Source organism: Micrococcus sp. NPDC078436 (genome assembly GCF_040702705.1).
GTDB lineage: Bacteria > Actinomycetota > Actinomycetes > Actinomycetales > Micrococcaceae > Micrococcus.
On sequence record NZ_JBFBLX010000009.1, the window covers coordinates 1 to 22753 of the forward strand.

23 protein-coding genes are annotated in these 22753 nt (G+C 71.8%); 11 read left to right on the top strand and 12 right to left on the bottom strand.

The window, feature by feature from the left end:
* Positions 1-221 precede the first annotated feature (221 nt).
* The 9 genes from AB0302_RS06525 to AB0302_RS06565 form a co-directional block, all read right to left on the bottom strand.
* Positions 222-806, bottom strand: coding sequence for a recombinase family protein (locus AB0302_RS06525; RefSeq protein WP_366370920.1), 585 nt, complete (start codon positions 804-806; stop codon positions 222-224).
* A gap of 26 nt (positions 807-832) precedes the next feature.
* Positions 833-1651, bottom strand: a complete 819-nt coding sequence (locus AB0302_RS06530) for a hypothetical protein (protein ID WP_366370921.1) — start codon at positions 1649-1651, stop codon at positions 833-835.
* A gap of 561 nt (positions 1652-2212) precedes the next feature.
* Entirely contained in the window at positions 2213-2995 is a 783-nt protein-coding gene (locus AB0302_RS06535) for an SCO1664 family protein (protein WP_366370922.1), read from the bottom strand.
* The gene (locus AB0302_RS06540; protein ID WP_366370923.1) at positions 2995-3537 is read right to left on the bottom strand and encodes a DUF3090 domain-containing protein; all 543 of its coding nucleotides are present in this window, start codon (positions 3535-3537) and stop codon (positions 2995-2997) included. Before AB0302_RS06540 ends, AB0302_RS06535 begins: the two co-directional genes overlap by 1 nt.
* Complete coding sequence (locus AB0302_RS06545; RefSeq protein WP_366370924.1) at positions 3534-4295, bottom strand: histidine phosphatase family protein; 762 nt, start codon at positions 4293-4295, stop codon at positions 3534-3536. The genes AB0302_RS06540 and AB0302_RS06545 overlap by 4 nt, the downstream gene beginning before the upstream one ends.
* A 31-nt stretch (positions 4296-4326) precedes the next feature.
* Positions 4327-4713 (bottom strand): hypothetical protein, encoded by a 387-nt coding sequence (locus tag AB0302_RS06550; RefSeq protein ID WP_366370925.1) that lies wholly within the window; start codon positions 4711-4713, stop codon positions 4327-4329.
* Complete coding sequence (locus AB0302_RS06555; protein ID WP_366370926.1) at positions 4713-6119, bottom strand: peroxidase; 1407 nt, start codon at positions 6117-6119, stop codon at positions 4713-4715. The genes AB0302_RS06550 and AB0302_RS06555 overlap by 1 nt, the downstream gene beginning before the upstream one ends.
* 1 nt (position 6120) lies before the next feature.
* A complete protein-coding gene (locus tag AB0302_RS06560) occupies positions 6121-6816 on the bottom strand; it encodes a hypothetical protein (protein WP_298987645.1) in 696 nt (231 codons plus the stop codon).
* 53 nt (positions 6817-6869) lie between these two features.
* Positions 6870-7958 (bottom strand): catalase family protein, encoded by a 1089-nt coding sequence (locus tag AB0302_RS06565; protein ID WP_366370927.1) that lies wholly within the window; start codon positions 7956-7958, stop codon positions 6870-6872.
* A 208-nt stretch (positions 7959-8166) separates the two neighbouring features.
* Here AB0302_RS06565 and AB0302_RS06570 point away from each other — a divergent pair, with 208 nt between their 5' ends.
* The 4 genes from AB0302_RS06570 (at position 8167) to AB0302_RS06585 (ending at position 12474) form a co-directional block, all read left to right on the top strand.
* The gene (locus AB0302_RS06570) at positions 8167-9819 is read left to right on the top strand and encodes an ABC-F family ATP-binding cassette domain-containing protein (protein WP_366370928.1); all 1653 of its coding nucleotides are present in this window, start codon (positions 8167-8169) and stop codon (positions 9817-9819) included.
* An 86-nt stretch (positions 9820-9905) separates the two neighbouring features.
* Positions 9906-10589, top strand: a complete 684-nt coding sequence (locus AB0302_RS06575; protein ID WP_366370929.1) for a type 1 glutamine amidotransferase domain-containing protein — start codon at positions 9906-9908, stop codon at positions 10587-10589.
* A 41-nt stretch (positions 10590-10630) separates the two neighbouring features.
* Positions 10631-11641, top strand: a complete 1011-nt coding sequence (locus AB0302_RS06580) for an NADP-dependent oxidoreductase (RefSeq protein WP_366370930.1) — start codon at positions 10631-10633, stop codon at positions 11639-11641.
* Positions 11638-12474, top strand: a complete 837-nt coding sequence (locus AB0302_RS06585; protein ID WP_366370931.1) for an alpha/beta fold hydrolase — start codon at positions 11638-11640, stop codon at positions 12472-12474. Before AB0302_RS06580 ends, AB0302_RS06585 begins: the two co-directional genes overlap by 4 nt.
* A gap of 33 nt (positions 12475-12507) precedes the next feature.
* Here the strand turns inward: AB0302_RS06585 and AB0302_RS06590 are convergent, their stop codons facing one another.
* Positions 12508-12999, bottom strand: coding sequence for a MarR family transcriptional regulator (locus AB0302_RS06590; protein WP_366370932.1), 492 nt, complete (start codon positions 12997-12999; stop codon positions 12508-12510).
* A gap of 111 nt (positions 13000-13110) precedes the next feature.
* Between AB0302_RS06590 and AB0302_RS06595 the strand changes: the two genes are divergently transcribed.
* Positions 13111-13530, top strand: a complete 420-nt coding sequence (locus AB0302_RS06595) for an organic hydroperoxide resistance protein (RefSeq protein ID WP_002855232.1) — start codon at positions 13111-13113, stop codon at positions 13528-13530.
* Positions 13530-13955 carry a hypothetical protein gene (locus AB0302_RS06600; protein ID WP_065573496.1) on the top strand — a complete coding sequence of 142 codons (426 nt, stop codon included), beginning with the start codon at positions 13530-13532 and terminating at the stop codon, positions 13953-13955. The genes AB0302_RS06595 and AB0302_RS06600 overlap by 1 nt, the downstream gene beginning before the upstream one ends.
* Positions 13956-14081: 126 nt before the next feature.
* Here AB0302_RS06600 and AB0302_RS06605 read toward each other — a convergent pair whose 3' ends face one another.
* Positions 14082-15596 carry an acetyl-CoA hydrolase/transferase family protein gene (locus AB0302_RS06605; RefSeq protein ID WP_366370933.1) on the bottom strand — a complete coding sequence of 505 codons (1515 nt, stop codon included), beginning with the start codon at positions 15594-15596 and terminating at the stop codon, positions 14082-14084.
* Between the two features lie 68 nt (positions 15597-15664).
* Between AB0302_RS06605 and AB0302_RS06610 the strand changes: the two genes are divergently transcribed.
* The 5 genes from AB0302_RS06610 to AB0302_RS06630 all read left to right on the top strand — a co-directional run bounded on the left by AB0302_RS06610 (position 15665) and on the right by AB0302_RS06630 (position 22164).
* On the top strand, positions 15665-16228 hold the full coding sequence (locus tag AB0302_RS06610) for a mismatch-specific DNA-glycosylase (RefSeq protein ID WP_366370934.1): 564 nt from the start codon (positions 15665-15667) through the stop codon (positions 16226-16228).
* A 225-nt stretch (positions 16229-16453) separates the two neighbouring features.
* Positions 16454-17788 carry a DUF4921 family protein gene (locus AB0302_RS06615; protein ID WP_366370935.1) on the top strand — a complete coding sequence of 445 codons (1335 nt, stop codon included), beginning with the start codon at positions 16454-16456 and terminating at the stop codon, positions 17786-17788.
* A gap of 33 nt (positions 17789-17821) precedes the next feature.
* Positions 17822-19480: an AarF/UbiB family protein gene (locus AB0302_RS06620; RefSeq protein ID WP_366370936.1), complete on the top strand. Its 1659-nt coding sequence runs from the start codon at positions 17822-17824 to the stop codon at positions 19478-19480.
* A gap of 143 nt (positions 19481-19623) precedes the next feature.
* Entirely contained in the window at positions 19624-21078 is a 1455-nt protein-coding gene (locus tag AB0302_RS06625; RefSeq protein ID WP_366370937.1) for a serine hydrolase, read from the top strand.
* A gap of 102 nt (positions 21079-21180) precedes the next feature.
* Complete coding sequence (locus AB0302_RS06630) at positions 21181-22164, top strand: cation diffusion facilitator family transporter (RefSeq protein ID WP_366370938.1); 984 nt, start codon at positions 21181-21183, stop codon at positions 22162-22164.
* Positions 22165-22184: 20 nt separating this feature from the next.
* Here the strand turns inward: AB0302_RS06630 and arfB are convergent, their stop codons facing one another.
* The gene (gene arfB, locus AB0302_RS06635; protein WP_366370939.1) at positions 22185-22625 is read right to left on the bottom strand and encodes an alternative ribosome rescue aminoacyl-tRNA hydrolase ArfB; all 441 of its coding nucleotides are present in this window, start codon (positions 22623-22625) and stop codon (positions 22185-22187) included.
* Between the last annotated feature and the right edge of the window lie 128 nt (positions 22626-22753).

The window sequence follows — 22753 nt, forward strand, 5'->3', positions numbered from 1 at the left end:
GAACTCTTGGGGGTAGGGGGCGGGCATGGTGCACATCCTTCCCTGCGGTGTGGGAACACCACAGATCGTATGTCACCTACACGCGCATCAGTCCCGCAGAACACAATGTGGAGTTCCGTCTCGCAGACATCTCCAAAACGAGACGAGACCCGTTCACCGGCAAAGCGCCGACGAACGGGTCTCGGAACGTTGTCTCAGAAGTTTCAGCCTCGGGCTGGGGTTTACGAGACTCCGGCTGACGATCGGTGCCGGTAGTAGGTTGCCTTGGACCATCCGACGGTCCGGGCGGCATCGACGACCCCGAGCCCCTCGGCGTCGATGAGGTACTTCACCGTCCGGAGGTTCAGCGCGACCTTCTCGGCATCCGGAGCCGGACGGCCAAACTTCACGCCCCGGGCCTTCGCAGCATCGACGCCGGCCTGGACGCGTTCCTGAATGAGTTCGCGCTCGTACTCGGCGAAGGTTGCCATGAGGCTGAGCATGAGCCGGCCTTCCCGGGTCTCGGGAGTGATGCCGTCGGAAAGTGATTTGATCTTCACGCCCCGGTCGACAAGATCCTTCACCGTCGTGATGACGTCGATCATTGAGCGGCCAATGCGGTCGATGCGCCACACGACGAGTTCATCACCTTCACGGAGCCGTCCGTCGAGGTTCGTCCACCCCGAGCGGGATTTGGCTTCCTTGGAACCGGAGACCTGGTCGGAGAAGATCTGCGTCGCACCGACGCCGACATCGATGAGTGCCCGGCGCTGGAGATCGTCGTCCTGCTTGTCCTTCGTACTCGTGCGCGTGTAGCCGTACTTCATGGTGGATTCCTTTCTGGAAAAGTTGGTCAGGCCGCTGCCAAGAGCTCGTTGCGCCAGGCTTTCTTGATGCCGGAACGCAGTAACGGAAGGGTGATGAGATCGGGGTAGCCGGAGTACGTCTGCCGCATATGCAGGGCCCTCTCGAAGGCGTCCTGCTCCCCATCAGTTGCGCGAAGTTCGGCGCCGGCGACCTGGTGTACCACCCGTGCGATATCGCGGCGGTGGCTGATGATCTCCTCACGGATCTTGGGCATGATCTCCTCGATGTTGACGTCGTCAGGCTCAAGGTCCAGTGCGGCCTCGGCATAGGTCAGCACCGCGCCCAGGTGCGTCAGTTTTCCGTCCTCACAGACGTGGTCGGAAGAAGTCAGGCCGAGTTCTGCTGCATAGCTGATCGCGTGGGCACCTCGATCAGAACGAGGGCCCTTGACGTCGTGAAACATTGCGATCATGTCGATCAGGTCGTCACGCTCGCGTTCGGCTTGTTCGGCGGCAACACGTTCCTGGTACTCGGGCGTGGCCTGCTCTGCCTTGAGGGCGGCTTCGCGGGCAGCATGTTCTTCGGCCTGCTGACGGGCCTGTGCTTCACGTTCGGCCCGCTCAGCGGCCTCCCGCTCATCAGCAGCCTGGCGCTCCCGCTCAGCCTGTTCTGCACGCTCGGCCTGTTCTGCCTGTTCGGCGTGCCGGCGCTCCTCATAAGCCAGGCGCTCGGTTTCCTTGGCGTCCTGGCGCTTCCACTCGGCCACTGTGCTCTCCAGCCTGGCCCAGTGGCTCGGACCCTTGGCCAAGTAGATCTTCTCGTATTGACGATGCACGTCGCGGGCCGTCAGTTCGCCTTTAAGCACACGCCTCGACAGTCGTTCGATCGCGGTGAGACATCGTCTCCCTGACACTGGCCGACGCGTTTGTCGGCTGGCTCTCGCTGGAGCAGGAGTACGTCCCGGGGGAGACCGTCGCCGACTGCATTGCCCTCCGCGCCTCTGCGATGCCATCCCCACCACGGAGAAGCGGACAGGGCACCGACGGGGACTCAGCCCGGCCCGCTAAACATGGTCGATGCCGGCGGCGGTCTACCGCGTGGCAATCGCCCGGTGACGCCGATCCATGGTGTCGAACGGCTGCAGTTTCACGGCCCATCCGCGACGGGGGCACTCCGGTCGGACTGCGACGTCGACTTACTCGCGAATCTGTTGCTCTGGTGAGCTGTTGTCTTTGACGACTGCGCCGGACTCCCGTGGGCGGTCAGCAGGATTGTGGAGGGGCTGTGGGCCTCGCTGTTCGCCGCGCCATCAGAACCTTTGCTTTCAGGCTAGTGTTGACGAGTAGGCGGGGGCGTCTACATCCGGCGGGACTGGCGCTCACCCGGGATGCATAGGAGTGGCGCATCGCGGTGAAAGCCCTGGATCTCAGAACAGCGGCCAGGGGACTGCCGGCGTCCGGCCGCTCGGAGCGGGGAACCGCCCCTCCTCGAGCAGCTGGGCACACCGCTCGGCGAGGGCGTCGACTTCCACAGCACTCAGCAGCTGCACCAGCCCCCGCCCCAGCTCACCGTCGAGCCCCCCGAGAACCCGGGCGACGCCGTCGCGCTCCTCATCACGCAGTGCCTCGCCGAGCCAGCCCCAGAGGACCGTGCGCAGCTTGTCCTCCGCGTGAAAGGTGAGCCCGTGGTCCACGCCGTGGCGGTGCCCGCCCGGCATGGCGAGGATGTGGGCGCCCTTGCGGTCGGCGTTGTTGACGATCACGTCGAACACCGCCATACGACGCAGCGCCGCTGAGTTCTCGTGGGCTAAGACCAGCCGATTCCCGCCCTCGTCCTCACCCTCCAGGATCGTGAGCCACCCCGAGGTCGGCACCTCGTCCGCCGGGAACAGGTCCACGGCGTCCTGCTCAGGATCCTGCTCCTGCCAGAGCTGCACCATGCCCTCGCCGAAGGGGCCCTCGCGCAGCCAGGTGCGCGGCACGATGTCCCACCCCAGCGCCTCGGACACCAGGTGCGCGGCCACTTCGCGGCGGGCCAGGGTTCCGGCGGGGAAGTCCCAGAGCGGCGCTTCGCCCGCCACAGGCTTGTAGACCACCACCGTGTCACCGATGGCGCCCAGAAACGTGGCATTGGACGCCGTCGTAATGCGGCCGGTGAGCGTCAGCTCGCCGGTCATCAGCTCTTCGCCCACCCCATCCTCGGCGCTCATCAGGCCTCGGGGCCGCCGCAGACGTGACCGTCCGGGTCCATGGGGTGGCCGCAGTCCGAGCACATCGGGCGCCCGGCGTCCACGGCCTCCCGGGTGCGCCGCGTGAACGCGCGGGCGGCGCCGACCGGCATCCGCACCAACACCGCCTCGGACTCCGCCCCGAGGAGCTGGTCGGACTCGTCCTCGACGAGCGGGTGCACCTCTACGACAACCTGTGCCGTCGAGGGATCCCAGCCGAGGCCGATGGCGCCGACGCGGAACCACTCCTGCACCGGCTCCAGCGGATCGTTGTCCACGAGCTCTGCGGGCGTGCTCGCCGGGACGCTGTGCGGGTTGCCCTCCAGGGCCATGAGCTCGTCGAGGATCTCGTCGATCTTCTCCGCCATGATGGCGGACTGCTGCTTCTCCAGCGCGACGCTCATCAGCCGCGCCCCGGCGCGCACCTGCAGGTAGAACGTCCGGGCACCGGGACGCCCGACGGTCCCGATGACCACTCGATCCGGCCAGTCGAACTCATGGACATGGGCAGGCGTCTCGGTCATGCGCCGATCCTAGGCGTCGGCTGCTCGCCCGCCGCGCCGGTGCCCGCGCCAGCGGTCGTGCCCGCCGCCGTCGTCGGTGCGCCCGCGCCGCCGCCCACCGGGGCCTCGTCGGACGGGCCGAGCTTCGCAAGCCAGGAGAGGTCCCCGGCGTCGGTGTTCATCGCCCAGACCCGTGGCCGGCTCGGGCCGTAGCTGACGATGGACACGGATGCGGGGCCCACCTCGATCCGCTGGAACAGGTCCAGGTGCGTGCCGAGCGCATCGGCCAGGATCGACTTGATGACGTCCCCGTGGCTCACCGCCACCCACACCGCCCCGGGCCCGTGCTCGGCCTCGACCGCGGCGTCGTGCAGGCGGATCGCCGCCACCGCACGGGCCTGCATGCCCGCCATGGACTCCCCGCCGGGGAAGACGACGGCGGACGGCTGGGTCTGCACCGTCGCCCACAGGGGCTCGGTGGCCAGGTCGCTGAGCGTCCGTCCCTGCCACTGGCCGTAGTCGCATTCGGTGAGGTCATCGTCGACCAGCGAGGGCACCGCGTCCGGCTGCCGTTCGAGGATGGCGTGCGCGGTCTGCGCGCACCGCTGCAGGGGGCTGGCCACCACCACGGCCACGGGCACGGCCGCGATCCGCTCCCCGGTGCGGGCCGCCTGCTCCCGCCCGTGCTCGTCCAGGCGGACCCCGGGGGTCCGGCCTGCCAGCAGTCCCGTCGCATTGGCCGTGGTGCGGCCGTGCCGCACGAGGAGAACCGTCGCCATCACTCCAGCCTACTGAGGGGGCGGACGGGCCTCAGAGGGATGGGCGACGGGGCAGGGGAGTCCATCGCAGGGTGAGGCCCCTGACGGCGGCCAGCGCCGCATGGGCGTCGTCGGCGGCGTCCTCCAGCCCGTCCGCCACGTCTTCACCCGCCGAGGTGAGCAGCAGGACGGCATGGTCGTCCGCATCGGGCTGCTCGCCCGGGTCGGCGCGCCAGCCGCCCCTGCCCCGCACGCCGTCCTCGTCCCCGGGCAGGGAGGCCAGCCACGCGGCGGCCGCCCGGGCCGCCCCGGGGCCGACGACGTCCAGCCGCAGCGTCGCGGGGGAGCCGTCGTTGCCCGGCGGGGTGCCCCACAGCCAGTCCAGGTCCACCTGCCACGGCTGGGCGCCCGCGGGGCCGCCCGGGGACGGAGGCTGCATCACGCCCTGGCGTCAGCCTGGTCCGAGGTCCAGCCCGCCTCACCGATCCACCGCAGGGCGCTGAGCGAGGGCATGAAGAGGTACTCGCCCCCGGCCATCCGGTTGAAGGTGGTGATGCCGTTGATGCGCTTGCGGGCCGGATCCGCGGGGATGGTGAACTGCCCCTGCGTGGGGTCGTCCTCGTGCAGACCGACGATCGGGTCCCGCTCGGAGCCGAGGTCGACGAAGTTGCCTCCGTTGATCCACTCCTGCTGCATGAACTCGATCGTGTCGAAGGCGCGGGCACTGATGAAGATGAAGTAGATCCCGCGGTCCTCCTTCGCGTCGTCGGCCGAGGTCACCTCAGGCGACCACCCGGGACCGTAGGTCGAGGAGCGCCGGATGATCCGCTTGATGTGGACGTCGGTCATGATCGACAGGTCGCTGTCCCGCGGGTTGAGGCGACGCATGTGGCTGGAGTGCGGGCACATCAGGCCCTTCGGGTCGTCCTCGAAGGTGAAGTCGTTGCGCCGCTCCGGGTCGTTGCCCAGCTCCTCGTCGTCGTGATCCGGGGAGAGCACGAGCGGGGCGCCGCTGCGCCACCGGCCGAACATCTTCGCGGCGATCCGGTGCTGCTCCTCCGGGTCCGGGCTCTGTGAGGCGAGGTACTCGTTGAAGGCGCCCACCCGACTGGCGAACTTGCGCAGCACCACGTAGGTCCCGTTGCGGCCCAGCACATCCGGCTGCGGCACAGCCAGCGGGGAGCCGGTCTCGCTGTTCTCGCCCAGGATGAACTCGCCGGCGGAGATGGAGCGCTCCTGGCCCGGCTGTGGCCGCACCCCGCTGCCGGCCACCGTCGGCTGCGAGATGGAGTCCCGGAAGCCGAAGGGGTTCTTGTTCAGCTCGTCGACCCCGAACCGGTGGGTGGCCGCCAGGGTCACTCCGGTGGAGTGATCCAGCACCTGCCGCGCCTGGTCCAGGGCGGCGTCCAGGGCATCGGCGTCGGCCGCGTAGATCGTCAGCGCGATGTGGCAGGCGTCCTGGGTGAACGCCTCGTCCCAGTGCTCCGGGGCGTTCGGCCCGGTGTCCATGAGCTGCTGAGCGCGGGCAGCCATCCCCTGCTGGTAGGGCAAAGGGAAGCTGGACAGGGAGTCCTCAGGCAGCCCCAGGGCGCACAGGCCGGCGAAGCTGATCGCCACGCCGGTCCAGGACTGCAGGTCGTCGGCCCAGTCCTGCGCGGAGGTGACGTGCTCGGCCAGGCGGCGGACGAAGTCCCGGCCGCCTTCGGCCTCCTCCACGGTCAGCATGGCGTGGGCGCCCACGTAGGGCTCGGGCCGCTCCCGCAACACCAGGCCCTGGATGTCGTCCAGGTCCAGCTCGACCCGCTCCCGATCGAAACGTTCCTTCAGGTCCTTGAGCACGCCCATCTCAGTAGTCCACCGCCTCGGGGGTGGAGATCGTGTCGGTGAGCTGCTTCAGGGCGGCCGCGGTGTCCTTGTCCAGGTCGGTGCGCCCGGCCATCTGGTCCAGGAAGGTGTTCACCGCGTGTTCAGTGCGCTGCAGCCGACGCGTGTCCACCACGGTGACCTGCGGGTTCGCCACGAACCACCCGGAGGCGGTGATCTGGTGCTCGGCGATGAAGTCCTTCACGGCCGGGCTGTCGATGCCGGGCCACCCCTCCACGTTCTGGAAGAGGAGGTCCATCAGCTCGGGGATCTTGGTGGCGAAGTCGTTGATGTACGCATCCCAGTCGCCGTCGTAGGCCGTGGCGAAGAGGATCCGGGTGTTGTCGTCGAAGAAGACGAAGCGCATGTCGTGGAGCGTGGACACGCGCTGCGCGCCGTCCATGTTGCCGCGGGTCAGGTCGAAGATGCGCTGCAGCCGTTCGGCGCCGCCCGGCTTGAGGCGGGCGATCGCGGTCAGCTCCGAGACCTTGCCCGAGCGCATCCCCACGCGGCCGGCGGAGTCGGCCGTGCCGGACAGGTCCGGGTTGTGGTCACGGACCATCGCCTCGAGGGCGATCTTGGCCAGCGTGGGGGCGTCCTGGGCGGCGTCCTCGACGGCGCGCTTGATGTCGTCGAGACGGCTCTCGTCCTGGAGCCGGGGGTCTGAACGGTCAGTCATGAGGTCCTCCTTCGAGAATCCTTTGGGGTGAATGGTGAGGGGCGAGGCCGGGATCAGTCCGGGATCTCGTCGAGCGACGTCGGCTCGGGGGCCGGGCGGTCGTTGAACTCGTGGCGGAAGCGGGTGGACTGCTCATAGGCGCGCTTGCGGACGCGCATGATGGAGCCCAACGGCTGGTGCTCGACCACGCCGTTCCAGGGGTTGAAGGTGAGGGCATCGTCGCCGTAGACGCGGCGGGGATGGCTGTAGCTCTCCTGCGCCTCGATGCGCAGGGTGGCGACGGGCTGGTGCGGGGCCTCCTCCTCGTCCCACAGGACGGAGGCGTCCTCCACCGGCATGCGCTCCGCGTCGGTCGCCAGCTGCGCCCGCAGGACGTACTCCGCGCTCTCACGGGAGAAGAAGTCGGCGACGATCTCGCTGATCGAGGAGAAGTCCTCCACCTTCATGTCCTGGCCGGTCAGGGCGCGCACGTTCTCGGACGCCGGGGCCAGCGAGATCTTCGCGACGTGGTCCCCGTAGCGCAGGGCGCCCTGGGTGAAGTACGTCTCGCCGAGGACGTGGGCGTTGTCCCGCCCCAGGCCCTCCAAGGTGGCGCTGGGGGTCCCCCCGACGGTCTCCACCGCACCCCGGACCACGCGCGCGGCGCCCGTCGTCAGGCGCTGCAGCAGCTCGGGGGACTGGGAGTTCTTCTCCAGCAGGCTCAGCATCTCCTTGTAGCGGGCCACGGTGCCGAAGGCGAGCGTCGGGAAGTTCACCATGAGGAAGTCCTGATTGTGGCTGTCCAGATCCGGCAGCAGCCGCTTGCCCTCCACCCCCAGCACCTTCAAGGCCCAGCCCCGCGGGGCGGGAGTGCGGTCGGTGTGGATGTCCCCGGGCGCGGAGGAGAGCCGCGCCACCGCCTCGTAGGTGCCCGGACGGGCGAAGATGCCCTGCGCCAGCTCGGGAGCCAGGCCCTCATGCACCTCCAGCGTGGCCTTGAGGACGGCGTGGCTCTTGGCGTGGGCGTCGCGGTGGGCGTGCTTGTGCTCTCCCGCCGCGCGGCGCTGTGCCGCGCCCATCTGGGCCAGGATGTCGCGGGTCAGGTCCTCCTCGCGGTCGACCGAGTGCTCGATGTCGGGCGTGTACTTCACCGGTTCAGTCATCAGTGCTCTGCCTTCTCTCTGGAGCGCCGTGTGCGCCGCGCGGAGCCGCGCACCTGACCCTTGCGAGGCTATGACTCTCCCTATGTCAGGGCAAGGAAGGAAGCGCGCCGCAGATCCGGGAGTCGGGGCCCGGGGGCGGTGCCCCGGGGGATCTGTGACAGTGTGGCGGTGACCCGCCCCAGGGAAGCGCACCCGAGCCAGGAGAAGCATGACCGCCACCCTCGTCGCCTCCGGCCTGGCCGGCGGCCACGGACACCGCACGCTGTTCGACGCGCTCGACCTCACCGTCGCGCCGGGGGACGTCGTCGGCGTCGTGGGGGCCAACGGCGCGGGCAAGTCCACGCTGCTGCGCATCCTCGGCGGGGACCTGGCCCCGCAGGCCGGCACCGTGTCCCTCGCCCCCTCGGACGCCTTCGTCGGCTGGCTCCCGCAGGAGCACGAGCGCGTGTCGGGGGAGACGGTGGCCGGGTACATCGCCCGCCGCACCGGCTGCGCCGAGGCCACCCGCGAGATGGACGCCTCTGCCGAGGCACTGGCCGACCCGGACGTCACCGACGCCGCCGCGGACCGCTACAACACCGCCCTCACCCGCTGGCTGGCCTCCGGCGCCGCGGACCTGGAGGAGCGCATCCCCGCCGTCCTGGCCGACCTCGGCCTGGACCTCTCCGCCTCCCCGGAACAGGTCCTCATGACCTCCCTCTCCGGTGGGCAGGCCGCCCGCGTCGGCCTCGCCGCGCTGCTGCTCTCCCGCTTCGACGTCGTGCTCCTGGACGAGCCCACCAACGACCTCGACCTCGACGGCCTGACCCGCCTGGAGGCCTTCGTGCAGGAGCTGCGCGGCGGCGTCGTGCTGGTGAGCCACGACCGCGAGTTCCTGGCCCGCTGCGTCACCCGCGTCCTGGAGCTCGACCTCGCCCAGCGCACCAACCGCGTCTACGGCGGCGGCTACGAGGCCTACCTCGAGGAGCGGGCCACCCTGCGCCGCCAGGCCCGGGAGAAGTACGAGGAGTTCGCCGAGCAGAAGCAGGACCTCGTCTCCCGCGCCCGCACCCAGCGGGAGTGGTCCAGCCAGGGCGTGCGCAACGCGATGAAGAAGTCCCCGGACAACGACAAGCTGCGCCGCAAGGCCAACAGTGAGTCGAGCGAGAAGCAGGCCCAGAAGGTCCGGCAGATGGAGAGCCGCATCGCGCGCCTGGAGGAGGTGGAGGAGCCGCGCAAGGAGTGGAGGCTGGAGTTCACCATCGGTGCGGCGCCGCGCTCCAGCTCGGTGGTCGCCACCCTGAACGACGCCGTGTTCCGGCAGGGCGGCTTCACGCTCGGCCCGGTGTCCCTCCAGGTGAACGCGGGGGAGCGGATCGGCATCACCGGGCCCAACGGGGCCGGCAAGTCCACCCTGCTGCGCGGGCTGCTGGGCCGCCAGGCCCCGGACGAGGGCACGGCCGCCCTGGGGTCCAGCGTGCAGATCGGGGAGATCGACCAGGCGCGCTCGCTGCTGGTCGGGACCGTCCCGCTCGCCGCGGCCTTCGAGGCGCTCGTGCCTGAGATGGCCTCCGGGGAGGTGCGCACCCTGCTGGCCAAGTTCGGCCTCAGGGCCGACCACGTGAACCGCCCCGTGGACGAGCTCTCGCCCGGCGAGCGCACCCGGGCATCCCTGGCCCTGCTCCAGGCCCGCGGGGTGAACGTCCTGGTGCTCGACGAGCCCACCAACCACCTGGACCTGGAGGCCATCGAGCAGCTCGAACAGGCCCTCGAGACCTATGAGGGCGCCCTGCTGCTCGTCACCCACGACCGCCGCATGCTGGACACCGTCCGCACCGACCGCCGCTGGCAGGTCCAGGACGGGCGGGTGACGGAGCGCTGACGGCCCGGGCGCCGTCACCCTTGCCCGCGATTCGGTCGTGTTACGACCATGAGAGTTCAGTCCCCACCGACGAAAGGGCCCCAGACATGTCCCGCATCCTGATGATCCTCACCTCGCACGACCAGCTGGGCGACACCGGCCGCAAGACCGGGTTCTGGCTCGAGGAGTTCGCCTCGCCCTACTACGTCTTCACGGACGCCGGCCACGAGGTCACCCTCGCCTCGCCCCGCGGCGGCCAGCCGCCCATCGACCCGACGAGCTCGCAGCCGGAGATGCAGACCGAGGCCACCCGCCGGTTCGACCAGGACGAGGAGGCCAAGGCCGCCCTGGCCCACACCACGCCCCTGGCCCAGGTGGACGTGGACGGGTTCGACGCCGTCTTCTACCCGGGCGGTCACGGCCCACTGTGGGACCTGGTGTCCGATGCCGACTCCACGCGGATCATCCTCGACAGCGACGCGACCGGGCGCCCGCTCGGCCTCGTCTGCCACGCGCCCGGGATCCTGCACCCGATCGCCGCCGCCGACGGCGCCCCGTTCGTGCGCGGCCGTCAGGTCGCCGGGTTCACCAACGGCGAGGAGGAGGCCGCCCAGCTGACGGACGTCGTCCCGTTCCTCGTCGAGGACTCGCTGATCGCCGCCGGTGCGGACTACCGCAAGGGCCCGGACGGGGAGAGCTTCGTGGTCACGGACGGCACCCTGGTGACCGGCCAGAACCCGGCCTCCTCCGCCGACGCCGCCCGCCGCCTCCTGGACCTGCTCGCGCGCTGACCCTCCACCGAGCCCGCCGCCCCGACCCCGAGGAGACCACCATGAGCACCCCCACCCGCACGCGCGAGATCCACCTCGCCTCCCGCCCCCACGGCGCCCCGACGCCGGAGAACTTCCGTCTCACGGAGGTCGAGCTCCCCGAGCTCGCCGAGGGCCAGGTCCTCGTGCGCAACACCGTGATGTCCGTGGACCCGTACATGCGCGGCCGCATGAACGACGTCGAGTCCTACGTGCCTCCGTTCCAGCTCGACTCCCCCCTCGACGGCGGCGCGGTGGGCACCGTGATCGCCTCGCGCCACGCGGACGTGCCGGAGGGCACGTCCGTGCTCCACGGCCTCGGCTGGCGCGAGCACGCCGTCCTCGACGGCGACACCGTCCAGGCCGTGGACACCTCCCAGTTCTCGGACAGCACCTACCTGGGCGTGCTGGGCATGACGGGTCTGACCGCCTACACCGGCCTCGTGCACGTGGCCGAGATGCAGGAGGGTGACGCCGTCTTCATCTCGGGCGCCGCGGGGGCCGTCGGCTCGGTCGCCGGCCAGATCGCCCGCCTGCTGGGCGCCTCGCGCGTGGTCGGCTCGGCGGGCACGCCCGAGAAGGTGGCGCGGGTGAAGGAGCTGGGCTTCGACGCCGCGTTCGACTACCACGACGGCTCGCCCACCGATCTGCTGGCCGAGGCGGCGCCGGAGGGAATCGACGTCTACTTCGACAACGTGGGCGGCGACCACCTCGAGGCCGCCATCGCCGCGATGCGGGTCGACGGCCGCGTGGCGATGTGCGGCGCGATCGCCCAGTACAACTCGACGGAGCCGCCGGCCGCCCCGCGCAACCTCGCCCTGGCGATCGGCAAGCGGCTGACCCTGCGCGGCTTCGTCCTGCAGAAGTACGCAGCGCAGGTCCGCCCCGAGTTCCTGGAGCGCGTGGGCCCGTGGGTCGCCGCCGGGAAGATCCAGTGGGATGAGACCGTCCGGGAGGGTCTGGAGAACGCACCCCAGGCGTTCATCGACCTGCTCGAGGGCGCCAACACGGGGAAGATGCTCGTCCGGCTGTGACGAGCGACGGCGCACTCGGGGGCGGCATGGACACCTTCCGGCATCAGGGCCTGACCTTCGACGTCCGGGACGGCGGGCCGGCCGAGGGGGAGGTGGTGCTGTTGCTGCACGGCTTCCCGCAGGACGCCACGTCCTGGAGTCATGTCGAGCCGCTGCTGCACGCCGCGGGGCTGCGCACCCTCGCCCCGGATCAGCGCGGCTACTCCCCGGGGGCCGCTCCGCGGGCGACGGCGGCCTACCGCCTCCCGGCGCTCGTGGGGGACGCCGTCGCACTGGCGGACGCGGCGGGGGCGCGGCGCGTCCACGTCGTCGGCCATGACTGGGGCGGCGCCGTCGCCTGGGCGCTGGCCACCGCCCACCCCGAGCGCGTCGCGTCCTTGACGGTCCTGTCCACGCCGCATCCGGCCGCCCTGGCCCGCGCCCTGCGTGGCCCGGACCAGCTGCGCCGCAGCTGGTACATCGCCGCCTTCCAGGCACCGGCCCTCCCCGAACGGATCCTCGCGCGACGGCTGGGTTCCCTGCTGCAGCGGGGGCAGGTCCCCGGGGCGGAGCACTACGCCCGCCGGTTCTCCACCCCGCAGAGCCTGCGCGGCCCGGTGAACTGGTATCGGGCGAACCCGGATCTGGTGACCACCACGCGCAACGCGCCCGTGTCGGTCCCCACCACGTATGTGTGGGGCACTCGGGATGCGGCCTTGGGCCCGCGGGCCGCCGAGCTCACGGCGGGGCAGGTGGCGGGGGACTACCGGTTCGTGGCGCTCGACGCGGACCACTGGCTGCCTGAGCGCGAGGCGGACGCCGTCGCCCGGGCGATCCTGGACCGGGTGCGCTGACCCGGGCTCCGTGCGCGGGCCGCTCCCGCCGTCTCAGCGCGGCCCGACGGCCTCGGTGATCCGGTTCAGCTGGTCCATGAGGGCCCGGCGCTCGGTGGCGTGGAGGGGGATCCGGGTGAGGGCGTCCGCCGGGACCGTCCGGGCGGACGCCCGCAGCGCCCGTCCCTCGTCCGTCAGCCGGACCAGCACGCGCCGCTCGTCGTGGACGTCGCGCTCCCGCGTGACGAGCCCCATGCCGGCCAGGCGCTGCACCAGGGGTGTGATCGTCCCGTTGTCCATGCCGAGCCGGTCCCGCAGCGCGCCGACCCCCAGCGCGCCGGCGGCGTCCGACGTCGACGCCTCCGTCTCAGCCGAGGCGTCACTCTCCACCTGCCACAGGGTGAGCATCACGAGGTACTGCGGGTAGGTGAGGCCGAGGCGGGAGAGCAGGGGGCCGTAGCCGCGCGTGACGGCGCGCGCCGCCCGGTGCAGGGCGAAGCAGAGCTGGTCCTCGAGGGCGAGGCTGGGGGTCGGCGCGGCATCCATGGGAGCGATTCTAGTGGTCGCTGGGGAGCGACTTGGTTGCGCGCGACCTAACCGGGTGGCAGGCTGGATCCGACTCGTCCCGCACGGGGCGGGCGGATGAAAGGACCTCCCATGGAGACCATCTACACCGCCGAGGCGCTCAGCACCGGCGCCGGCCGTGACGGCCATGTCCGCACCACCGACGGGCGGGTCGACCTCGACCTCGCCGTGCCCACCGAGATGGGCGGCTCCGGCCAGGGCACCAACCCCGAGCAGCTGTTCGCCGCCGGCTACGCCGCGTGCTTCCACTCGGCCCTGCAGATGGTCGCCCGTGCCTCCCGTGCCGACATCACCGACTCCTCCGTCGGCGCGCGCGTGGGCATCGGCCGCCAGGGTGAGGGCTTCGGCCTAGAGGTCACCCTCGAGGTCGTGCTGCCCAATGTCCCCGCGGACCAGGCCCGCGCCCTCATGGAGCAGGCGCATCAGGTGTGCCCCTATTCGAACGCCACCCGGGGCAACATCGACGTCGTCCTCGAGCTCGGGGAGGCGTGATGACGAAGCGTCGGCAGTCCGTCCCCCTCTCGCAGACCGCCGCCCGCCTCGGCCTCGGCGGGTTCATGACCGCCGCAGGGCTGTCCCACCTCACCGTGGCGCGCCGTGAGTTCCGCGCCCAGGTGCCCTCGTGGGTCCCGCTTCCGGCGGACCTCGTGGTGCTCGGATCCGGCGTGGCCGAGATCGGCCTCGGGGCCGCTCTGCTGGCGCTCCCCGGGCAGCGCCGCCTGACCGGCACCGCCCTGGCGGCCTTCTACACGGCGATCTACCCCGGGAACATCGGGCAGTACGCCGAGCGCAAGGACGGCTTCGGGCTGGACACGGACGGCCGCCGCCTGGCGCGGCTGTTCGGCCAGCCCGCCCTCATCGCGGCCGCCCTGTGGGCCGCGGGAATCCCCGAGCGGGAGCAGGGCGGGCGCCGCTGACGCCGTCGTCGGCCCTGCGGTCCCACGCCGGCTCCGGGCACGTGCCCGGAGCCGGCGTGATCTCACCCCGCGGCGAGGCGCGGCCCGTTCCGCAGGTGTACCGCAGGTGTCCGGCCCGGCGGGCCGTCAGCCCTGACGCATCGTCCCGGTCTCGAGGAAGCGCTGGTGCCAGGACAGGGCCTCGCCCAACAGGTGCGGGGTGTGCAGGCCGTCCGACTCACGCATCGCGCGGTCGAAGTAGTCCCGCAGCTGCTCCCTGTAGTCCGGGTGCGCGCACGTGTCGATGATCGTGCGGGCGCGCTGCTTGGGGGAGAGGCCGCGCAGGTCGGCCAGCCCCTGCTCGGTGACCACCACGTGCACGTCGTGCTCGGTGTGGTCCACGTGGGAGACCATCGGCACGATGCAGGAGATCGCCCCGTTCTTCGCGACGGACGGCGTGAGGAAGAACGAGGTGAACGCGTTGCGGGCGAAGTCGCCGGAGCCGCCGAGGCCGTTCATCATCTTCGTGCCCATGAGGTGCGTGGAGTTCACGTTGCCGTAGAGGTCGGCCTCGAGCATGCCGTTCATCGCCAGGATGCCGAGGCGGCGCACGAGCTCGGGGTGGTTGGAGATCTCCTGGGTGCGGATGATGAGCTTGTCCCGGTACTGGTTCACGTGGGAGTTGAAGCGCTCGGCGGCCTCCGTGGAGAGCGAGAACGCCGTGCACGAGGCCATGGAGAGGGTTCCCGAGTCCAGCGCGTCGAGCATGCCGTCCTGCACCACCTCGGTGAAGGCGGTCAGCCCGTGGAAGCGGGACGTCACGAGTTCGGCCATCACGGCGTTCGCCACGTTGCCCACGCCCGACTGCAACGGCAGCAGGCGCTCGTCGTACCGGCCCTGGGCCACCTCGTGCTCGAAGAACTCCACGAGGTGCTGGGCGATGGCCACCGAGTCGGCGTCGGCGGGCTTGAACGCCGAGTTGCGGTCCGGCGCATGGGTCTCGACGACGGCCACCACCTTGGCCGGATCCACGCCGAAGTCCGTGACGCCGATGCGATCCGCCGGGTGGGTGACCCCGACCGGCTTGCGGTGCGGCGGCAGGGCGGTCTCGTAGTAGACGTCGTGCAGGCCGTCCAGGTCCTCGCTCTGCCACGAGTTCACCTCGAGGATCACCTGGTCTGCGAGGTCCAGCCAGGACTTGTTGTTGCCCACGGACGAGCTCGGCACGAGCCGGCCGTTCTCCCGGATCGCGGACACCTCGACCACGGCGGTGTGCATCGGGCCGTAGAAGCCCTCCCACACGGTCTGGGCCAGGTGGGAGAGGTGCGTGTCGATGTACTCGGTCTCGCCCGCGTTGATCCTCGCGCGCATCGTGGGGTCCGTGTTGAACGGGGTGCGCAGCGCGACGCCGTCGGCCTCGGCGAGCGCGCCGTCCATCTCCGTGGACGTGGAGGCGCCGGTGTGGAGGTTGATGCGGAAGTCCTCGCCGCGGGCGTGTGCGGCCTTGATGCGCTCGGCGAGAGCCATGGGCACGGCCTTCGGGTAGCCCGATCCGGTGAAGCCGCTCATGCCCACCGTGGTCCCCGGCTGGATGAACGCCGCCGCCTCCGCCGCGGACATCACCTTGGCCTTCAGTCCGGGATGATGGATGCGAGACGACATGGAGCCTCCAGGGGCGTGATGCGGACGAGGACGGGCAAGGGCCAGGGTACCTGTGCCAGGGTGTCGGCATGCGCTTCACCCAGGCCGAGCTCCAGGAGTTCCGCGACCGCACCGTGCCGGACCTGCTCCCGGACCCGCTGCGCCTGCTGTTCGTGGGCATCAACCCGAGCCTGTGGAGCGCCGCCACGGGCGCGCACTTCGGCCGACCCGGCAACCGCTTCTACCCGGCCCTGCACCGGGCCCGCATCACCTCGCACCTCATCGACGCCTCCGGCGGCTATCCCGACGTCGGCCTGGCCGAGCTCCGGGCCAAGGGCATCGGCATCTCCAACCTGGTCCCGCGCGCCACGGCCCGCGCCGACGAGCTCACGCGGGCCGAGCTCGAGGCCGCCCCCGCCCGGCTGGACGCCCTCGTCACCGCACACGCGCCCGCCGCTGTCGCAGTGCTGGGGGTGACCTCCTACCGGACGGCGTTCGGCGTGCCGAAGGCGCGCCTGGGGGAGCAGGACTCGCCGTGGCCGAGCACCCGCCTGTTCGTGGCGCCGAATCCGAGCGGGCTCAATGCCCACGCGACGCTGGACTCGCTCGCCGCGGACTACCGGGCGATCGCGAGCGCGGCGGGGACCCTGTAGACGAGGTCAGCTGCGCGCCCGAGTCTGGGCGAAGGACGCAGACCACCGCCATCCGTGGCAGCAGGCAGACGCATCGGCGCCCCACCGCTCCGGCGTCGGAACGTCGGTCCCGTCGTGGTCAGCGAGATCCGGCAGACGCTCGCGCCGCGGATGGCCCGGTGAGCCGAGACGGCACGGGAGGGGCCGCTAGCCTGGTCCCGACGCCGCCGCCCCGCGAGGAGAGCCATGCTCCAGCCCCACCAGCACGCGCCGCAGTTCCTCCGCACCATGGCGGACGGCACGATCAAGCAGGTCAACCCGTTCAGCGGCACCGAGGTGTGGACCGTCCCGGGGCGGGCCAACCGCCCGCTGGGGCTCGCGCGGCCGGAGCCGCGACCCCTCGATCCGGCTGAGCACGACCGTCACTGCGCGTTCTGCGCGGGGCGATACCTGGAGACCCCGCCGGAGAAGGCCCGCGTCGTCCGCGGCGCGGGAGGGTCCTTCGAGACCCTCGCCGGCCTCGGTGCTGAGCACCTCTTCGACACCGTCGCCGCGTTCCGCCGGGTCCCCAACCTCTTCGAGATCCTCAGCTACGACTACTGGCGCGCCAACTACGGCTACGAGCTCACGACGGCGGCGCGGCGCCACCGCGATGACTACCTCGCCTCGGAGGCCGGCCGGGCCCACGTGCGCGCCGTCGTCGGGACGAAGCTGCGGGCCGCGGGGAGGAGCCCCGACGAGATCGACGCGATGTCCGAGGACGAGACGATCGATGCGGCCTCGGGGTTCTTCGGCGGCGGGCACGACGTGATCATCGCCCGGCGCCACTACGTGGACGGCGCCGCGGACGACCACCGGCTGGCCAGCGCCGGCACGCTGACCCTGGACGAGCACCACGCGTTCATCGCCTTCACCGCGGAGGCCGCCCGCGCGCTGTACGAGGCCAACCGCGACGTCCGCTACGTCTCGGTGTTCCAGAACTGGCTCAAGCCCGCCGGCGCCTCCTTCGACCACCTGCACAAGCAGCTGGTGTCCATCGACGAGCGTGGAGCGCAGAACGAGGCGGTGCTCGCGCGGCTGCGCGCCGACCCGAACGTCTTCAACGAGGACGCCGTCAACTACGCGGCCCGCCACAGCCTGGTGATCGCGGAGAACGAGCACGCCGTCATGCTCGCCGGCTTCGGGCACCGCTACCCGACCCTCGAGGTGTACTCGAAGAGCGCGGAGTCGGATCCGTGGGCCCAGGCGCCCGAGGAGCTGCGCGGCATGTCCGACCTGCTCCACGCCGCCCACGCCGCGACCGGCGCGGACGTGCCCTGCAACGAGGAGTGGCACACCCGCCCGGCCGACGTCGAGGCCGGCATGCCGTGGCGGGTGTGCCTCAAGTGGCGTGTCTCCACGCTGGCCGGCTTCGAGGGCGCGACGAAGATCAACGTCAACGCGATCAGCCCGTACGGCGTGCGAGACCGCGTGGTGGACCGGCTCTTCTCCCTCCGGGCCGAGGGGACGGTGGCGCCGGACGTGCTGATCGCCGCCGAGGCGCCGTGCCGGCCGAACATGCTGCGATACGCCAGGCGGTAGGGGCGGGCCGTCCCCTCGCGTAGCGTGGACCCCATGGCCCGCCAGCTCCAGCGCTACCGTGAGATCGCCCACGTCATGTCCCGGAACGGCCTCTACGCGACGGCCGTGCAGGCCGGGCTCGGCCGCTGGCTGCCGGCCACGGACCGGCAGGCTCACCTGGGAGGCGTCGACGCCGCCGCCCGCCCCGAGCTCGTGGTGCGCACCTTCGAGGAGCTCGGGACCACGTTCGTGAAGCTGGGCCAGCTGATCTCGACCCGGCCCGACCTCTTCCCGGAGAGCTACTGCCGTGCGTTCGCCCGGTTGACGGACAGCACCACCCCGATCCCGTTCGAGGCGCTCGCCGAGACCGTGCGCGAGGACTTCGGGGCCTCCGTGGACGAGATCTTCGCGTGGTTCGACACGACGCCGCTGGCGACCGCCTCGATCGGCCAGGCGCACCTGGCGCGGCTGCGGGACGGGCGCGACGTCGTCGTGAAGATCCGCAAGCCCGGCGTGGTGGAGGAGGTCCAGACCGACCTGGAGATCCTGCGGACGCTGGCCGGGCGCCTCTCCCGCGCCTTCCAGACGCTGCAGGACATGGACATCGTGGGGATGGTGGAGCAGTTCGACCGCTCCCTGCGGGCCGAGCTGGACTACCTCGTGGAGGCGCGGGCGTGCGAGGAGATCGCGGCCAACTTCGCGGGCACTCCGGGCGTGCGCTTCCCGTGGATCGACTGGGAGACCACGTCCTCGCGCGTGCTGACCATGCAGCGCCTCTCCGGCCTGCGGGTGGACGACGTCGACGCCCTGGACGCCGCCGGCGTGGACCGCGAGGACCTCGCCTACCGCGCCGCCGACGTCCTGCTGCGCATGGTGTTCGAGTACGGGGTGTTCCACGCGGACCCTCACGCGGGCAACCTGTTCATCGAGTCCGACGGCACGATCGGGTTCATCGACTTCGGCTCCGTCGGCCGGATCAGCCCCGCTGTCCGACGCCAGTTCGCCCGCATGGCGATGGCGTTCGCGAGCCAGGACACCGACGGGCTCGTGCGGGGGCTCCTGGAGATCGCGCCTCCGCGCGGCACCGTGGACCGGCGCCGCCTGCGCTGGGAGGTCTTCCGCATCACCTCCCGCCTCGACGGCACCGAGCTCGCGGAGATCCGCGTGGACCAGATCGTCTCCCAGGTCTTCGCGATCGTGCGGCACCACCGGCTGGCGCTGCCGCCGGAGCTCGTGCAGCTGTGCCGGATGCTGATCATCGTGGACGGCGTCGGCGTGCGGCTCCACCCGGGCTTCGACTACTCCTTCGTCCTCACCCCGTTCGCCGCGCGCATGGCCGGGGAGCATCTGAATCCCCGGCGCCTCGCCGCACGCGCGGCCGGCGCTGCCGCGGCCGCGGCCGAGCTCGGCTTCGACCTGCCCGGGTACGCGCGCAAGTTCCTCGAGCGCCTTGACGACGGCGGCGTGGACGTGAACCTCAAGACCGGCGAGCTCGAGCCCCTCGTCGCCCGCGTCGAGCGCACGGGGGACCGGATCGTGGCCGCGATGGTGGTGGCCGCGATGATCTCCGGCGGCACCAACGTGCTCGTGGCCTACAAGGACCAGCTCGGCCGGTACGCGGCGCCCGTGGTCGCCGCCGGAGGAGCCGCGCTCACCGGCGGCAGCGTCTACCTGGCGTGGACCGGGCGTCCGCGGCGCAAGCCCCGGCGCTGAGGGCCGTGTCGCGCCGAGCGGAGGAGGCCGACGCGCTGGGCCGTCGTCGTCTTGCCCACCGAGGTGCTCTCGAAGGCGAGGGTGCGCCGGTCGACACCGGCGGTGCCCTCCAGCGCCTCGGCCCGGTCGTAGGGTGGGTGACCATGGTCACCCGCACGCTGCCGCAGCTCACCCCCGCCCGCCTCCGCGAGATCGCCCCCTACCTCTCCCGATGGCTCGCCACGCAGGTGGAGACCCGCCAGGTCCCGGGCGCTCAGGTCGCCGTCCGGATCGGGGACGAGCTGGTCCTCTCCGAGGCGTTCGGCGTCGCGGACGAGTCCTCGGGCGATCCCCTCACCACGGACCACCTCTTCCGGGTGGCCAGCCACTCCAAGACGTTCACCGCCGTCGCCGTGCTGCGCCTCGTCGAGGACGGTCGCCTGCGGCTGGACGACACCGTGGCCGACCTCCTCCCGCGCTGCGCGGACACCCCCCTCGCAGGCGCCACCGTCCGCGAGCTGCTCAGCCATACCTCCGGCGCGATCCGCGACGGCGTGGACGCCGACTTCTGGGTGCTCGACGAGGACTTCCTCGACCCGGAGGCCCTCCTCGCGGTCGTCCGGGAGCACGGCGCCGCCTATGCCCCGCAGGAGCACTTCAAGTACTCGAACATCGGCTACGGGGTCCTCGGCGCGATCATCGAGCAGGTCACGGGCCGGGACTACGCCGAGCACGTGGCGGACGACGTCGTCGCGCGCCTGGGCCTGACGGACACCCACCCCGAGCTCACGGACGAGCTCGACCGCCGTGCCGCCGTCGGCCACACCCGCGCGCACGGCACGGGCCGCGACCGCCGGCGCGTGACCATCGACCAGGCCACCACCGGCGCGCTCGCGGCCGCCACCGGCTTCGTCTCCCGCGCCGAGGAGCTCAGCAGGTTCTTCGGCGCCCTCGCGCTGGGGCGCAGGGAGCTCCTCACCGACCGCACCCTGCGCCTCATGCACCGCCCCGAGGCCACGTTCGAGCGCGGCACCGGCACGGGCACCTACGGACTCGGCCTCATCGGAACGACGGTGGGGGCGCGGCGGATGGTCGGCCACTCGGGCGGGTTCCCCGGGCAGATCACCCGCACGCTCGTGGACCCGACGGACGGGCTCGCGGTCTGCGTCCTCACCAACGCGGTGGACGGGCCGGCCGAGGCGCTCGCCGTGGGGCTCATCCAGCTCGTGGACCTGCTCACGGCGCCCGCCGCGGACTGGCAGGCCCTGCCCGACGGCGTCGCACCCGCCGATCTGGACCGCCTCACCGGCCGCTACGTCTCGCTGTGGGGCGAGATGGACATCGTGCGCGGCGGTGACCGGCTCGTCCGCCTCGACCCCACCACCCCCGGCCCCCTCGACGCGAAGGAGGAGCTGCGCGCCCTGGACGCCACCACGCTGCGCGTGGAGGACACGGACGGCTTCGGCGCCGCGGGGGAGCGCATCCCCTTCGAGCTCGACGACGACGGGCGTGTCACCCGGGTGCGCGTCACCGGCGTCAGCAGCTGGCCCGAGGAGGCGTTCCTGGCCCGGCGCGGCGAGCACTGGGCGCGGGGGGACGCCGGGTCCGCCCAGGAGTGAGGCGCGCCGACCGACCGCGAGCTCCATGAGTGACGGATCTCGCGCGGCCGGCACGGCCCTCCGCGCGGGGAATTCGGGCCGGAAGGGAGCAGACTTCTGCCCATGAGTCACACCGGCCTCGAGGAAGCACCCAGGACGACGTCGCAGGACGGAGGCGGCGAGGGCCTGCTGACCGTCCTCATCGCCCTCGGCGTGAACGCGGCGATCGCGATCGTGAAGTCGGTGGTCGGCGCGATCACCGGATCGGCGGCCATGGTCGCGGAGGCCGCGCACTCGTGGGCGGACGCCGGCAACGAGGTCTTCCTGCTCCTCGCTGAGAAGCGGGCGGTCAAGGCCGCGGACGAGCGGCACCCCCTCGGCTACGGCCGCGCCGCCTACGTGTGGTCCATGGTCGCGGCGTTCGGCCTGTTCGCCGTCGGCGCCGCCGTCTCCGTGTGGCACGGCATCTCGGTGTGGGGCGTGGACGAGGGGGAGTCGGACTACACGCTCGCGTACATCGTGCTCGCCGTCGCCTTCGTGCTCGAGGGCTACTCCTTCCTGAACGCGCATCGCCGCGTGAACCGGGACGCCGAGGAACGGCGCATCAGCCGCTTGCAGTTCCTCCAGCGCACCTCCGACCCCACGCTCCGTGCGGTGTGGGTGGAGGACGCCTCGGCCCTCACGGGCCTCGTGATCGCCGCGGCGGCCATGTTCCTGCACCAGGTCACGGGCGACGCCCGCTGGGACGCCGTCGGCTCCATCCTCGTGGGCGTCCTGCTCGGCGTCGTGGCGGTCTTCCTGCTCTCCCGCAACATGGCGTTCCTCGTCGGCGAGGTGGGTGACCCAGCCGTGCGCGCCCGCGCGCTGCGCTGGCTCCAGGAGCGGCCCGAGGTCGTCTCGGTCAGCTACCTGCACCTCGAGTACGTCGGGCCGGAGCGCATGCTCATCGTGGGGGCGGTGGACCTGGCCGGGGACGAGCGTGAGAGTGAGGCCGCGGTGATGCTGCAGCGCGTCGAGGACACCCTGCTCGAGCACCCGAACGTCGCCGCGGTCGTGCTCTCGCTCTCCAACCCGGGCCACGCCCCGCTGGCCCTGGACGAGGGCTGAGGGTCTCCGCGCGTCAGCGCTCAGTGCGCCTCAGGGCGCCTGCGCGCCTGCTTGACCTCGCCGCGCTGCCGCTTCGCCTCGAGGCGGCGGCGCTGGGACCCGCGCGTGGGCTTCGTGGGCCGGCGGGGCACCGGCGGAGCGATCGCGTCCCGGACCAGACCGGCGAGGCGCTCGCGGGCGGCCGCGCGGTTGCGCCGCTGGGAGCGGTGCTCGTGAGCCTCGACGGTCAGGACCGTTCCGTGCAGCCTCGTGGCCAGGCGGTCGAGGGCCCGCGCGCGCTGGGCCTCGTCGAGCGCTGTGGTCGTGGCGAGGTCGAGGCTGAGCTGGACGCGGGAGTCCGCGGTGTTCACGCCCTGCCCGCCCGGCCCCGACGCGTGGGAGAACCGCTCCGTCAGCTCGTCGGCGGGCACCCGGAGCCCGCGCGGTGCGCCGGGGCCGGGGCGGACGCGCAGCTCATCCACGGCGCCGCCCGGAATCGGCTCGCCGGGCCCAGGCGGGGGCGGGGCGCCGTCGGCGCGGGGTCAGGGGGTGCATCCACCCAGGATCCCACCGGCCCTCTCCGGGCGCCACGACGGCGCGGGCTCTCTGG

Excerpts from the sequence above, each read along its gene's own strand:
- AB0302_RS06560 (WP_298987645.1), bottom strand. The coding sequence starts at position 6,816 with ATGACTGACCGTTCAGACCCCCGGCTCCAGGACGAGAGCCGTCTCGAC.
- AB0302_RS06615 (WP_366370935.1), top strand. The coding sequence starts at position 16,454 with ATGCTCCAGCCCCACCAGCACGCGCCGCAGTTCCTCCGCACCATGGCG.
- AB0302_RS06540 (WP_366370923.1), bottom strand. The coding sequence starts at position 3,537 with ATGACCGAGACGCCTGCCCATGTCCATGAGTTCGACTGGCCGGATCGA.
- AB0302_RS06565 (WP_366370927.1), bottom strand. The coding sequence starts at position 7,958 with ATGACTGAACCGGTGAAGTACACGCCCGACATCGAGCACTCGGTCGAC.
- AB0302_RS06630 (WP_366370938.1), top strand. The coding sequence starts at position 21,181 with ATGAGTCACACCGGCCTCGAGGAAGCACCCAGGACGACGTCGCAGGAC.
- AB0302_RS06620 (WP_366370936.1), top strand. The coding sequence starts at position 17,822 with ATGGCCCGCCAGCTCCAGCGCTACCGTGAGATCGCCCACGTCATGTCC.
- AB0302_RS06535 (WP_366370922.1), bottom strand. The coding sequence starts at position 2,995 with ATGAGCGCCGAGGATGGGGTGGGCGAAGAGCTGATGACCGGCGAGCTG.
- AB0302_RS06595 (WP_002855232.1), top strand. The coding sequence starts at position 13,111 with ATGGAGACCATCTACACCGCCGAGGCGCTCAGCACCGGCGCCGGCCGT.
- AB0302_RS06575 (WP_366370929.1), top strand. The coding sequence starts at position 9,906 with ATGTCCCGCATCCTGATGATCCTCACCTCGCACGACCAGCTGGGCGAC.
- AB0302_RS06605 (WP_366370933.1), bottom strand. The coding sequence starts at position 15,596 with ATGTCGTCTCGCATCCATCATCCCGGACTGAAGGCCAAGGTGATGTCC.
- AB0302_RS06545 (WP_366370924.1), bottom strand. The coding sequence starts at position 4,295 with ATGGCGACGGTTCTCCTCGTGCGGCACGGCCGCACCACGGCCAATGCG.
- AB0302_RS06555 (WP_366370926.1), bottom strand. The coding sequence starts at position 6,119 with ATGGGCGTGCTCAAGGACCTGAAGGAACGTTTCGATCGGGAGCGGGTC.
- AB0302_RS06590 (WP_366370932.1), bottom strand. The coding sequence starts at position 12,999 with ATGGATGCCGCGCCGACCCCCAGCCTCGCCCTCGAGGACCAGCTCTGC.
- AB0302_RS06570 (WP_366370928.1), top strand. The coding sequence starts at position 8,167 with ATGACCGCCACCCTCGTCGCCTCCGGCCTGGCCGGCGGCCACGGACAC.
- AB0302_RS06525 (WP_366370920.1), bottom strand. The coding sequence starts at position 806 with ATGAAGTACGGCTACACGCGCACGAGTACGAAGGACAAGCAGGACGAC.
- AB0302_RS06625 (WP_366370937.1), top strand. The coding sequence starts at position 19,624 with ATGGTCACCCGCACGCTGCCGCAGCTCACCCCCGCCCGCCTCCGCGAG.
- AB0302_RS06600 (WP_065573496.1), top strand. The coding sequence starts at position 13,530 with ATGACGAAGCGTCGGCAGTCCGTCCCCCTCTCGCAGACCGCCGCCCGC.
- AB0302_RS06580 (WP_366370930.1), top strand. The coding sequence starts at position 10,631 with ATGAGCACCCCCACCCGCACGCGCGAGATCCACCTCGCCTCCCGCCCC.
- AB0302_RS06550 (WP_366370925.1), bottom strand. The coding sequence starts at position 4,713 with ATGCAGCCTCCGTCCCCGGGCGGCCCCGCGGGCGCCCAGCCGTGGCAG.
- AB0302_RS06610 (WP_366370934.1), top strand. The coding sequence starts at position 15,665 with ATGCGCTTCACCCAGGCCGAGCTCCAGGAGTTCCGCGACCGCACCGTG.